At 51.8% G+C, this 12902-nt stretch carries 11 protein-coding genes; 6 read left to right on the top strand and 5 right to left on the bottom strand.

Features of this window, described 5'->3' with window-relative positions:
- Positions 1-63 precede the first annotated feature (63 nt).
- Entirely contained in the window at positions 64-1440 is a 1377-nt protein-coding gene (locus tag PS2015_RS10600; RefSeq protein ID WP_058022217.1) for a PhoH family protein, read from the top strand.
- On the opposite strand, the gene cysE is transcribed toward PS2015_RS10600, so the two are convergent.
- Complete coding sequence (cysE, locus tag PS2015_RS10595; protein ID WP_058022216.1) at positions 1441-2220, bottom strand: serine O-acetyltransferase; 780 nt, start codon at positions 2218-2220, stop codon at positions 1441-1443.
- 54 nt (positions 2221-2274) lie between these two features.
- Positions 2275-3009, bottom strand: coding sequence for an ExeA family protein (locus PS2015_RS10590; protein WP_058022215.1), 735 nt, complete (start codon positions 3007-3009; stop codon positions 2275-2277).
- 126 nt (positions 3010-3135) lie between these two features.
- On the opposite strand from PS2015_RS10590, the gene PS2015_RS10585 reads away from it, so the two are divergent.
- Both PS2015_RS10585 and PS2015_RS10580 read left to right on the top strand, forming a co-directional pair.
- On the top strand, positions 3136-4872 hold the full coding sequence (locus PS2015_RS10585; RefSeq protein WP_058022214.1) for a methyl-accepting chemotaxis protein: 1737 nt from the start codon (positions 3136-3138) through the stop codon (positions 4870-4872).
- Positions 4873-4958: 86 nt separating this feature from the next.
- Positions 4959-5906 carry a Ppx/GppA phosphatase family protein gene (locus PS2015_RS10580; protein ID WP_058022213.1) on the top strand — a complete coding sequence of 316 codons (948 nt, stop codon included), beginning with the start codon at positions 4959-4961 and terminating at the stop codon, positions 5904-5906.
- On the opposite strand, the gene ppk1 is transcribed toward PS2015_RS10580, so the two are convergent.
- Positions 5866-8034, bottom strand: a complete 2169-nt coding sequence (gene ppk1, locus PS2015_RS10575) for a polyphosphate kinase 1 (protein ID WP_237113312.1) — start codon at positions 8032-8034, stop codon at positions 5866-5868. The two genes, PS2015_RS10580 and ppk1, sit on opposite strands and share 41 nt — an antisense overlap.
- Positions 8035-8182: 148 nt before the next feature.
- Here ppk1 and phoU point away from each other — a divergent pair, with 148 nt between their 5' ends.
- Complete coding sequence (gene phoU, locus PS2015_RS10570; protein WP_058022212.1) at positions 8183-8908, top strand: phosphate signaling complex protein PhoU; 726 nt, start codon at positions 8183-8185, stop codon at positions 8906-8908.
- Positions 8909-8925: 17 nt separating this feature from the next.
- On the opposite strand, the gene phoR is transcribed toward phoU, so the two are convergent.
- Together phoR and phoB are read right to left on the bottom strand one after the other, a co-directional pair.
- Entirely contained in the window at positions 8926-10242 is a 1317-nt protein-coding gene (gene phoR / locus PS2015_RS10565; protein WP_058022211.1) for a phosphate regulon sensor histidine kinase PhoR, read from the bottom strand.
- 49 nt (positions 10243-10291) lie between these two features.
- Positions 10292-11005 (bottom strand): phosphate regulon transcriptional regulator PhoB, encoded by a 714-nt coding sequence (phoB, locus tag PS2015_RS10560; RefSeq protein WP_058022210.1) that lies wholly within the window; start codon positions 11003-11005, stop codon positions 10292-10294.
- A 224-nt stretch (positions 11006-11229) separates the two neighbouring features.
- Here phoB and PS2015_RS10555 point away from each other — a divergent pair, with 224 nt between their 5' ends.
- Positions 11230-12279: an OmpA family protein gene (locus PS2015_RS10555; protein ID WP_058022209.1), complete on the top strand. Its 1050-nt coding sequence runs from the start codon at positions 11230-11232 to the stop codon at positions 12277-12279.
- 79 nt (positions 12280-12358) lie between these two features.
- Positions 12359-12901: a chorismate--pyruvate lyase family protein gene (locus PS2015_RS10550; RefSeq protein ID WP_058022208.1), complete on the top strand. Its 543-nt coding sequence runs from the start codon at positions 12359-12361 to the stop codon at positions 12899-12901.
- Position 12902 lies beyond the last annotated feature (1 nt).

Raw genomic sequence — 12902 nt, 5'->3', positions numbered from 1 at the left:
CGTACTGTCATTGATGATGTATAGTGTCGATGAAGCCTAACCTTTACAGGGAGTTGACGGCTTGTGACCTTGCACAACATCTTTTACGTTCTCGATACAAATGTTCTGATTCACGACCCCACAGCAGTCTGGAATTTCGACGAACATCACGTTGTCATCCCTATGACTGTACTGGAGGAGCTCGATAACCTGAAGAGTGGGCGAGGTGCCGTGGCCGCAGACTGTCGGCACGCGATTCGTGAGATTGACCGAATTCTCGGCAGCGCAGCGCCGCAAACAGTTGAAAAAGGTGTACCGATTCTCAGGCCTTCCAGGAAAGATCCCCAGGGGCTGCTGTCAGTGGTGATGGGGGAGACGCCAGTCGATAAGCAAATACTTCCGCCGCACTTGAACGATAATAAAATTCTTAATGCTGTGGCTTGCCTTAAACACGGCCATGAGAAACAACGAGTTGTGCTGGTCACCAAAGATATCAATATGCGGCTAAAGGCCCGGGCATGCGGCATCGATGCGGAAGACTACCACACCGATCAGCTTATTGATGACATTGGTGATCTGAATAAGGGCTATCTGCATTTTGGGAACAATTTCTGGCAGGAAGTCGAATTGGTTGAAACCCGCCAGACCCCGAACGGAGAAACCTTGCATATTCTGCCGCGTAGTCAGCGCCTGCAGGATGTCTGTCCTAATCAGTTTGTGACCGATGACAGCGGGTTTATTGCTCGTGTCGTTGAGGTCACAGATGATCATGTCACCTTGCGGCACCTTGACCGGCAGAAACTGATGTCTCTGGACGTTTGGGGCCTTGCGCCACGGGATCTCTATCAAGCCATGGCTCTGGATCTATTGCTGGATCCGGATGTGCATCTGGTCAATCTTACCGGATCAGCCGGATCAGGCAAAACCATTCTGGCACTGGCGGCCGCGATAGAATTGACATTGAATGCCAAGTCCTTTCGGCGAATCATCGTTACCCGAAGTACTCAGGGACTGGATGAAGATATCGGCTTTCTGCCGGGCACAGAAGCTGAGAAAATGGAGCCCTGGCTGGGCGCTATTACTGACAATCTGGAAGCCCTCCACTGGGATGACGAGAACTGTGTCGGCAGTATAGAGTACGTGCTCGACAGAGTGCCGCTGCAATTCAAATCCCTGAACTATATCCGCGGCCGCAGCTTTCAGCACAGCCTGATTCTTATAGACGAATCGCAGAATCTGACGCCGCATCAGATAAAAACCATAGTCACTCGGGCAGGGACCGGATCAAAGGTAGTTTGTCTGGGTAATCTGGCTCAGATAGACACGCCCTATCTCACGCCCGTCAGCTCTGGTTTAACGTATTTGACAGAGCGGTTCAGGTTGTTTCCCTATGGCGGCACGGTGCAGCTTCAGGGTGTACCCAGGTCGGCGTTGGCAGCTTTTGCCGAGGAAAATCTGTAGTCAATCGGTGTCGACCAGTTGATTCATGGTATGCGAGGGATTTTCCGGGCAGGGAGACCCTACATGATGCGCAGGAACTCCCACCACCGTTGTATGCGGTGGTACATCTTTCAGAACGACGCTGCCTGCACCGACCTTGGCGCTGCGACCAATTTCAATGTTACCTAACACTTTGGCTCCGGCCGAAATCAGCACGCCAGAACGTATTTTCGGGTGGCGATCACCCTGTTCATTACCTGTGCCGCCCAGGGTAACTGATTGCATAATGGACACATCATCTTCGATGACAGTGGTTTCGCCAATAACAATCCCTGTAGCGTGATCAAACATTATGCCCTTGCCAATCACGCAGGCCGGGTGGATATCAACACCAAAAACTTCGGAATTGCGACTTTGCAGAAACAGTGCAAGATCCTTACGTCCCTTATTCCACATATAATGAGCAACTCGATGTACCTGTATCGACTGAAAACCTTTCAGATGCAGGATGACAGGTAAGTAGCTGCTTGTGGCAGCGTCACGGTCACGAACAGCCTTAATGTCAGCCGCTGAGGCATCAACAATCTCAGGGCTGTTGCTGAAGGCGTTGTCCAGCAGCTCGCGAATGGCGACTGCAGACATTACATAGTTTGCCAGTTTGTGCGCTAACAAATAGCTCAGAGACGAGCTGAGGCTGCTGTGATTGAGTACACAGGCGTAGACATAGCTGGCGAGCAGGGGTTCACGGGCAATAAGGTCGCGGGCTTCAGCCTGTAGCTGTTCCCAAATACGGTCGGACATGGTTTCTTCGATACCTCTGGGGTTGAGTCTCGCTGACTATATCAGTTTATGGTGTCAGACTTGACGGAATTCAAGCGTTTGGCGCGCCAGATTCAAGTGCTCTTTTGTGAGTTCGTGGCAATTTTCCAGCTCGGCATGCAGGATTGCTTTGCGCATCAAGGTGTTAATCATCCTTGGTACACCATTGCTGAATGTAAATATATTGTCAATCAGTGCCTCATCGGGCATGAGTCTGGATGTCGATGCGGCCCTGCTTATCCTGGTATAGATATAGTCGGCCGTTTCCGTTTTAGTGAGGTTTTTCAGTTCATAACATTGTTGAGGAATTTCTGACCACAGTGTCAGAGCCGGAGCATGTAACCTGTTGGCTAGTTCAGGTTGAGCAAAAAGCACAAAGTGAGTCTTGCCACCAAGGTTAATGTGTCGGGCTATGGCCAACAGGGTTTGGTTGGGGACAGCCTGAGCTTCGTCAATGACAAGGACATGCCTGTAATTGACAGAATCCGGAGCTGACGCAGGCATCAAGTCGTTAAGGTCAATACTGGGGTAGGGCATAAAGCGGACGCGATAACGCTGGTCATGGGCTCGCAGGCTGTAATAGATTCTGCGGGCTAATAGCGTTTTACCCAGGCCAGGTTCGCCGTAAACTAATTGCAAGGGCATGCAATTGCTAATATTTTCCAGCAGCGATACATAGACCTGATGCAGAGTCGGCGACTGCCATAGCATGCCCACGTCCGGTGTGTCACCGAACAGGTGCCCTGTGCTGTTCAGTTCTGTCGCTGTCATGAGCTGGCTGCCTGTCGCCTGAATAATGACCCTAATGTTCTAAGAACCCGTGCCGTTATAAGTTGATAATAACATCAATAATAAGGTTTGTTAGCGCAACCATCACAGCAAGGCAGGGAAAACAGCATGTTCAGCAAATTTACCATACGCTCGCGCATTGGGCTGATCGTCGTGGTCAGTGTCATCGCGATTATCGGTCTGAGTGTGTCCATATTAATGCAGGCGCGTCAGCAATTTATGGAGCAATTGCGATTGGGGAGCATGAATCAGGTTCACATGATTCATGATGCCCTGGAGGGTTTGCATGAGCAGGTGTTAAGCGGTCAGATGAGCGACGCAGAAGCTAAACGTATGGGGCGCTATCTGATCAACAACACAGTTGTCGATGAACGTAACTACCTGCTGCTTTATCACCGCCTGGGCCAGATTCTCGCGCATCCGTTCCGCGGCGTTGACAGTGCCCTGGATACCGAAGCACAGGTGAGAGCGTCTATTGCCGCGGCTGCTACGACACCCGAGCAGCGTATGGAGCAAAATGGTTACAGTGATCCGACACCTACCATGACCGAAATCATTAACCGCTATACAGGTGACAGTTACACTGGGTTCGCTGAGTATCTCTATCACCCCGAACCCATGTTCGGTTATCGGTTTCTTACCTATACCGATGATCCTATCGCTCACCCTGAAGCTGAAATAAAAACGGTGTATGCGCAGCTCTTTGAGCCATGGGACTGGGTGCTGATTCACGGCCTGTACGAGGAAGACGTTAACGCGCAATTTATGCAGTGGGCGATGAGCTCCGCTGTGATCGTTGTGGTAATTCTGGCCATATTGGTGATTGCCGCCTACTTCCTGTCAATTTCAATTACGGCTCCGCTGGTTCAGGCCAGGGGATACATGCAGGATATCGCTCAGGGCTCAGGTGATTTGAGTCGACGCTTGTCTGACAAGGGTGTCGACGAGATATCCGAGCTGGGTGCCAGTTTTAATACCTTTGTGGGCAAACTGGCCGGCATCATAGGACAAGTTTTGTCCACCAGCGCAGAAGTCAGCAAGAAGTCGGTGCAGTTCTCAGACATGATTGAGCGAACAGCGGGTCGCTCTTCGGCTCAGCTTGAGGAGACTGAATTGTTGGCCTCATCAACTACGGAGCTCTCATCATCACTGTCTGATGTGGCGGCTGGTGCTCAGGCCAGTGTGGAAGCAGCCAGCGAGGCAAATGGTGCGACCAAGCAGGCCACACAGGTGGTCTCTCAGACTCGTTCTTCCGTTGAGCAATTGTCCGGCTCACTCTCCCAGATTCAGCAGAAAGTGCATGATATGAGAGATCATAATCAAAAAGTTCATTCGGTTCTGGAGGTGATTCAGGGCATTGCTGAGCAGACCAACCTACTGGCCTTGAATGCCGCTATTGAGGCTGCCAGGGCTGGCGAGCAGGGGCGAGGCTTTGCTGTAGTCGCGGATGAAGTGCGCAGTCTGGCGCAGAAGACACAGTCCTCGACCCTGGAAATCAATACCATTATTCAGGATCTGCAGGAAAATACAGTGCAGATCGTCCACGCCATGGACAGCGGCGTCAGCCTGTCCAGAGATTGTGTGGGCACCGCTAATTCAGCGAATGAACTGCTGGAATCTGTTCTGGCATCGGTGGAATTGATTGCCGAGCGCAGTAAGGATATTGCCAATGCGGTGAGACAGCAGTCAGAAGTGACCGAAGGCATTGCCAAGAGCAGCGTAAAGATAGCGGGTGATGGTCGACTGAATACTGAGGATTACATGAAGTGCAAGCAGTATCATGCCGAGATCAACACTCTGCTTGCCAACCTGGACGGTCTGGTCAGTCAGTTCAAGCTTGGCTAGTCCAATGTGGCTGGTCGAGTTTAGGTTTGTCGTTCAGAGCACATCCGTGTTTTAATCACGGCTGTTTATCCGGATGACGCCGTCGAATGTTTGCATGTATTGACCTTGGTTCCAATAGTTTCCACTTGCTGATTGCTGAGTGGCATGAAGGGCGCCATCAGATCGTTGAACGTTTCAGTGAAAAAGTACAATTGGGTGAGGACCTGGCGATTAATTCCCGGATCACCCCGGCGGCGTTCAGTCGCGGCCTGAACTGCCTGGAAACATTTCGCCACGCGCTGGCACGCTATCCCATCAAACACTGTTGGGCCGTTGGCACCAACGCCCTCCGTATTGCGGACAATGCTGACGAGTTTCTGGCCGCTGCACGTCTCAAGGATATCCATATTGATGTTGTGAGCGGCCCGGAAGAGGCCACCCTGGTTTATGCAGGTGTTAACTCGGCCTTGTCGGCGGCGGAAGAAAATCGGCTTGTCATCGATATCGGTGGCGGAAGTACAGAGCTGGTAGTGGGGTGTAATGAGCGTATATTACAACTTCACAGTATGCCGATTGGTTGTGTCAGCTGGCGTGATAAATGGTTTACACGGGTAGATGGGGAAGTCTCGATCTTGGAGCTGACCTTGCAGAAAGCGTTAGCAGATGCTGAGGCTGTTTTCAGGCCGATCGTTGCTCAACTTCGTGAACAGAACTGGCATGAAGTTTATGCCTCGTCAGGAACGGCGAAAATGTTGAGCTCGGTTTGTGCTGCCTCCGGGCGTCAAGCCGGTTTTGTGACACTCGACACTCTTGGTAAATTGCGCACAGAAGTGTTGCGCGTCGGAAGTGACCCGGCATACTCCATGGCGGGTCTCAAGAACAGCCGTCGTGAGCTGATTTTGCCAGGTTGGTCAGTGCTTTTTGCTTTCATGTCCGTTGCCGGCATTGAGAGTCTGAGATTCAGTCCCGCCGCCCTTCGCGAAGGCATGTTGCATTATATGGTAAAAGCGTCGCTCAGCGGCGTGGCACCGTTGCATGAGTTGCGAGGGCATTGAGTAACAAGTTCTGAACGCCATCTGCCGTTTCGCCTGCATCCAGTTGATCAAGTTTCAGATAACTGCCATCGGACTGCAATTCCCAGCTTTGATTGAGATCCTGAATGTGCATCTCCATCTCACTTAAAATACGTTGAACCCATTTTTTTTTGAGTATTGGAAAAGCAATTTCAATACGACGTTGCAGATTTCGTTCCATCCAGTCGGCGCTCGAACAGTACAGCGGGTGCTGGGCATTGGCAAAGTAATAAACCCGGGAGTGCTCAAGGAAGCGACCGATTGTTGATACGACACGGATATTTTCGGATACATTCGGTACACCGGGTTTCAGGCAACATATGCCACGCACGATAAGATCAATTCTCACGCCAGCCTGCGAGGCGCTATACAGTTCCTGAATGATCACGGGGTCAGTCAAGGCATTAACCTTGGCGATAATGCGCGCCGCTTTTCCTTCTCGAGCGGCCGCCTTTTCATGCTGGATGAGTTGGATCAGGCCTTTCATCAGTTTGAAAGGCGCATTGAGGATCAACTCAGGAGCAATTTTCTTTCCCATGCCAGTAATCTGCTGAAACACCTTGTGCACATCGGCACACAATGCTTCGTCACAGGTGAGCAGGCTGTAATCAGTGTAAAGCAATGAGTTTTTGCGGTGATAGTTTCCGGTACCCAGGTGGGCATAACGTTTTAGTCGGCCGTTTTCCCGCCTGACGATCAGTACCATTTTGGCGTGAGTCTTGTAGCCCATCACGCCGTAAACTACGACGGCACCTGCTTCCTGGAGAATGCTGGCGAACTGAATATTTTCTTCTTCATCGAAGCGCGCACGCAGCTCGATGACAACGGTGACTTCCTTGCCATTGCGCGCAGCTTCGGCAAGCGCTTCGACCAGTTCGGACGATTCGTTGGTCCGATACAGCGTCTGTTTGATCGAAATCACGCCGCTGTCACGAGCTGCCTGCCGCACCCAGTCAATAACCGGTACAAAAGATTGGTAAGGGTGAAGCAGGAGCTGATCCTCGCGCGTAACCGCACTGAAAATGCAGTTATTCTCTTCCAGTGCAGGGGGCAGGCCGGGTGAAAACGGTGGAAACTGCAGTTCGGGTCTGTGCACCATGCTGTTCAGCGCCACCAGTCTTTGTAAATTAACCGGGCCATCCAGGCGGAATAGTTCTTCTTCTGTCAGATTGAAACGCTCCAGCAGAAAGTCAGTCAGCTCAGCAGGGCAACCAGCGCCCACTTCAAGTTTGGCGGCCGCTCCGAAGCGACGCATATGGAGCTCACCCTGCAAAGCACTGGCAACGTCCTCAACTTCGACATTGCTCATCTCCAGATCCGAGTTTCGCGTCACCCGGAATTGATGGCACTCCTTGACTTTCATGCCCGGGAAAAACTCTTCTACATGCGCGTGGATGATGGATGACAGGAAAATGAAATTGTCACCATCGGGGGTAATGTGAGCGGGTACCTTTATGAGTCGTGGCAAAGCCCTGGGAGCCGGAACAATGGCCAGACCGCTGTCGCGTCCAAAAGCATCTTTACCTTCCAGGGAAAGTATGAAATTAAGGCTTTTGTTAACCAGCCGGGGGAAGGGGTGGGCCGGATCCAGTCCCAATGGGCTGATGACAGGCAGCACCTCATTGCGGAAATATTCCAGTGACCACTCCAGCAGGTTGTCACTCCATTCGTGGCGATAAAGAAATCGAATATTCTCGTCAGCCAGTGCGGGTAGCAGATCTTCGTTCAGGATACGGTATTGTTCCTGCAATGCCAGACGTACCTGGGCATGAATTTCACTGAGTACTTCCTGCGGATATTTTCCGTCCGGCCCCGGGCGTTGACGCCCGAAGCCGAGCTGTTTTTTGAGCCCGGAAACGCGAATCTCATAAAACTCGTCCAGATTGGAGCTGAAGATCAGCAGGAACATCAGCCGTTCCAGGAGCGGGTGGCGAATGTTACGGGCCTGATCCAGTACGCGGAGATTAAACTGCAGATAGCTGAGCTCGCGATTCAGATAGAAGCGACTGTCGCTCAAATCAATATCTTGAGGAACTTCCGGGCAGGCAGACACTGAGGGGTGCTCCTGTTCCATTGAAGCCTTACGGTCTTCTGATGCTATGCTGCTCATGCGATTTTCCGAAACCAAAAAGTCCATTCTAGCCTAGCCGGGCACTGAATACACGACCAGGAAGTTGACAGTTTTTATATGGCAAAAATGTCACATTAATGTCATATTCATACACTAAAGTACGCGTCAAACTGCAAGGAAATTTAACATGAAAACCGATGCCGGCGTTCACAGTCACCACATTTCGCAACAATTCAATATTGAACTGGAAGAAATCAAAAGCAGCATGCTGGAGATGGGCGGTCTGGTTGAAAAACAACTGGCCGATGCCCTGACCGCGTTGATTACGGCAGACAGTGAATTGGGCAGTCAGGTGCGCGCACTGGATGATGAAGTTAACGAAATGGAGCTGGCAATTGATGAATCCTGCAATCGGATTCTGGCGCGCCGCCAGCCGGCTGCAAGTGACTTGCGACTGGTCATGGGCATCATCAAGGCGATTAACGATCTGGAGCGCATCGGCGACGAGGCTGCCAAAATTGCGCGGCTGGCCATGGAATTGGCCGAGCAGGACGGGTCTTCCAAAGGCTATGTTGAGGTGCGTCACATTGGTGAGCGAGTTCGTCACATGGTAAATATGGCACTTGATGCTTTTGCCCGATACGACGCAGAGGCAGCGCTGGCTGTAGCCAAGGAAGATGTCAATGTGGATCTGGAGTATGGCAGCGCCATGCGCGAGATGATCACCTACATGATAGAAGATCCGCGCAGCATCACACGCGTATTGAATATCATATGGGCTTTGCGTTCTCTGGAGCGCGCGGGTGATCACGCCAAGAATATTGCTGAACATGTAGTTTACATGGTCATGGGTACGGATGTCAGACATGCCGGTTTGAGCAGCATGGAAGAACAGGTCAAATCCGAACTCTGAAACCCGGGTTATTCAAGTCAGTCGATCGCCGCTCGAGAGATCCTCTCGGGCGGAAAGTGACAGATAAAATCACTGCCTTTCCCTACTTCGCTTTTGATATTCAATCTGGCATCATGCCTGGCCAGAACGTGTTTAACGATAGCCAGTCCAAGGCCTGTGCCGCCAGTGTCAGTGGACCGGCTTTCATCAACCCGATAGAAACGCTCGGTAAGCCGGGGAATATGTTGCGCCGCGATGCCGGGACCATTGTCCGAGATGATAACGTCAAGGCCGCCGTCGGTTGTGTGCTGCACAGTAAGTCGTATTTCTCCTTCTGGCTGAGTGTACTTGGCTGCATTGAGAACCAGATTGGAAATGGCGCTGTAGAGTTCGTTCATGTTGCCGCGAATCTGTGTACTATCTTCGCACGCAAGGTGAAATTGTTGTTTCTTGTCAGTAAACACCTGCTCAGCGTCTCGTTTGATATCCCGCAGCAAAGATGCCAGTTTAATGTCACTCTGTTGCTTGGAAGCTGAGCGTGTCTCAAGTTGCGAGAGAGTCAGCAGGTCGCGAATTATATTTTCCATGCGATGCGACTGCTGTGACATCTGCTCTATGGGGCGCACCCAGCGTTTAGGCAAATTATCTTTGTCGTCCAGCATGGTTTCCAGGTAGCCGGTAATCACTGTGATTGGAGTTCGTAACTCGTGAGAAACGTTGCCCACAAAGTCTTTGCGCATCATTTCCAGTTTATGTAGTTGAGAGATATCACGAACCAGCATAAGTCTCTCTCCCTCACCAAAGCTGGTTATCTGAAATTCAAGCATCAGACTGGAGTTAATCGGCGAGTTTAGTTTCAGCGGGCTTTTGTACAAGCCGCGATTGAAATATTCAATGAATTGAGGCTCCCGTATCAGGTTGATAACGGGCTGGTTTTGATCTTTTGGCGACTGGAAACCCAGCAGGCGGTTGGCTGCCGGATTCCACCAGACCAGTCCTCCCTTGCCATTGATCATGATGACGGCCATTTCCAGAACGGCCGTGGATTCCTGGGCTTTGTTGATGATGCCACGCAGGTCAGCGATTGCCTCGTGCTCGCGTCGCTGTAGTAGATACATGGCGTCAAACACATAACCCCAGATGCCGCGCCCTTCGGGTGGCGTGGTGGGTTCAGAAACTTCGTTATGCTTCAGCCAGTTATAGAGTTTTCGCAGTTGACGGAGATGGTACAACAGATAAATCAGCACTCCCGCCAGCGTAACCGTCGCCGGTGCGCCGAGCAGCCAGCCTGTTGCGAACAGGGCCGAAAAGATCAGAGCCAGGCGCCTTAGCGCTGAGTACCAGTCAGAGAACAAACAAGAAACCTGCTGTCAGTTAGTGAGTCTGGAACAGAACGATAGGCGCTTATTGCGGTTTTGTCGAGAATCTATAACCCGCGCCCCGCACTGTCTGAATCAGGCCAGCATAATTGATGCCGGAACTGGAGGCAGCTGTCAAAGCTTTACGCAGGCGTCCGATGTGGACATCGACAGTCCGCTCTTCCAGATAAACATTGGCGCCCCAAACCTGATCCTGAATGTGATCCCGGGAGAATACTTTCTCGGGATGGGTCATGAAGAAGTGCAGCAAACGATATTCGGTAGGCCCCATGTCGACAGCCTTTTCGTCTATCGTTACCCGGTGACTGCCCGGATCCAGCTCCAGGTCGAATACGCGTATTGGCTTGTCGCGCAGATTGCCTGTGCTACGGCGCAATACGGCCTTGATTCGGGCTATAAGTTCGCGAGGGGAGAACGGTTTGGTAACATAGTCATCGACGCCAACATCCAGCCCCTGAACTTTGTTGTCTTCGCTGGTTTTGGCAGTCAACATGATAATCGGGATATCAGCTGTTAGTTCTTCGCGTTTAAGGCGACGTGCCAGCTCAATGCCACTGCCGCCGGGCAGCATCCAGTCCAGCAGAACCAGATCAGGGCGCTTATCAACTATATTGACGTGCGCCTCCAGGGCGCTTTCGGCCTCAAGGCTGTTGAACCCTGCGGTATCCAATGCTATGCCAATCATGTCCCGTATGGCGGGCTCGTCGTCGACAATCAGGATGGTGGGCTCTTTACTCATTTGAAAAATACCTGAAATATCCAATGTGACGATATTAGACCAGTGCAATATTACATTTTTATGACATAAAGGCAGCAAAAACCTGCCACGATCAGGGTTGAATCAAGATATCTCGAGTTGCCTGTGATTTCAGAGTCTGACTGAGCTATAATTCGCGGTCTGGAAGTCATCAATTTGCTGGTGACCGCTCACGCAGTTTTGTCCAAGAGGACGCAGGAGGGATTATGAATTTTGTATCATTACGCAAGATGGGACTGGCAGCTACACTGGCCTCAGGTCTGGTGGCATTTTCGGCACAACCCGCGCTGGCCGATGAAGGGCGCTTTTACATAGTACCTGGTGTTCAGTGGATGGATTTTGACAGCGAGCGCCAGTCTGACGAAGAAACCGGTTATACCATTGGTCTGGGTTATGGGCTGACTGATAATCTTGCTGCTGAGCTGAACTTTACACGCATCAACATGAACACATTGGCTGGTCGTGATCGCCTGCGGGCGCTGCGCCTGGATTTGCTCTACACGCTTGATAATTCGATAGGTTCCTTTTCGCCCTATTTTGTGGGTGGTATTGGCGACAGTGATTTCTCCAGTGATCAGGAAACGACGGCAAACCTGGGCGCTGGTCTGCGCTATCGCTTCAGCGACCGTGTAGAATGGCGAACCACAGCACGAACGTTCTTTGGGTTTGATGATAATACCTATGACTTTGGTATCGACACCGGCCTGCTGTTCCGTCTGGGTGCAGCGCCTGTGACTGAGCGGGTAGCGGCATCGACACCACCTCCTGCTGCACCGGTTGATCCGGATTCGGACGGTGATGGTGTGCCAGACAGCCGTGATGCATGCCCGAATACTCCGCGTAACTATGCCGTTGATGAGCGCGGTTGCCCGATTGTGATCGAAGAAGTGGCACGTATTGAACTGAGCGTTCAGTTTGACTTTGATCAGTCAGTAGTCAAGCCGGAATATTTTGATGATATCCGCCGTGTCGCTGACTTCCTGTCACAGCATGATGATGTCATTGCGGAGCTTGAAGGTCACACCTGCAGCATGGGTGAGGAAGACTACAACCAGGGTCTGTCAGAGCGACGTGCCAATGCTGTCCGTCAGGTGCTGATAGATCGCTTTGGTGTTAACCCGGCACGCATCAGTGCGGTGGGTTACGGTGAAGCGCGACCCGTAGTGAGTAATGATACGATGGACGGTCGCATTCGTAATCGTCGGGTTGAAAGTGCGCTGTCAACGACGGTCCAGCGCCCGCAAACCCGTAACTGATCGTTCAGTTGACGTTACCTCCGCAAAGCTCCCTGTTGCCCATAAGGCAGCAGGGAGCTTTGTTGTTCAGAGAGCAGGTGTGTTTCAGTTAGATACATTTGTCAGCGACTTCAGGGCCGACTCTGAAGGAAACTGGCGACCCGTACAAAAGATTTGGCCCGGACCCGGCCCGCTATGGCGTGACTGGTTGCTTGACCATGGGTCGCTGACACGTCGGCTCAAATTGATGTCTCAGGGGTCATTCAGAGTCAATGTCCTGCATGAGGGCTGGATAAGAGGCAGTGCGCGTCATCAGCAGCTGTTGGCGGCCGGTAAAGCCTGTCAGCCACTCTGGTCGCGCCATGTTGAGCTATGTCTGTTCGGTCGGCCATGGGTGGCCGCCCACTCATTGATTCCCTACAGCAGCATGAAAGGTTCGCTGCGACAACTGTCACGTCTCCGGGACAAACCTCTGGGTGGCTTCCTGTTTGAGCAGCCCTCATTACGTCGTAGTGAGCCGGAACTTCTGCACCTTGATGAGTGCTGGGGTCGCCGCTCTGTCTTCACATTACAAAATCGACCGCTTATAGTGGCTGAATTCTTCTTGCCCGAGATGCAGTCGCAATTGGGACTCAGGATTTGAC

Source organism: Pseudohongiella spirulinae, assembly GCF_001444425.1.
Taxonomy (GTDB): domain Bacteria; phylum Pseudomonadota; class Gammaproteobacteria; order Pseudomonadales; family Pseudohongiellaceae; genus Pseudohongiella; species Pseudohongiella spirulinae.
The sequence above is the reverse complement of the archived record's forward strand: the minus strand, read 5'-3'. Positions and strand labels throughout refer to the sequence as shown.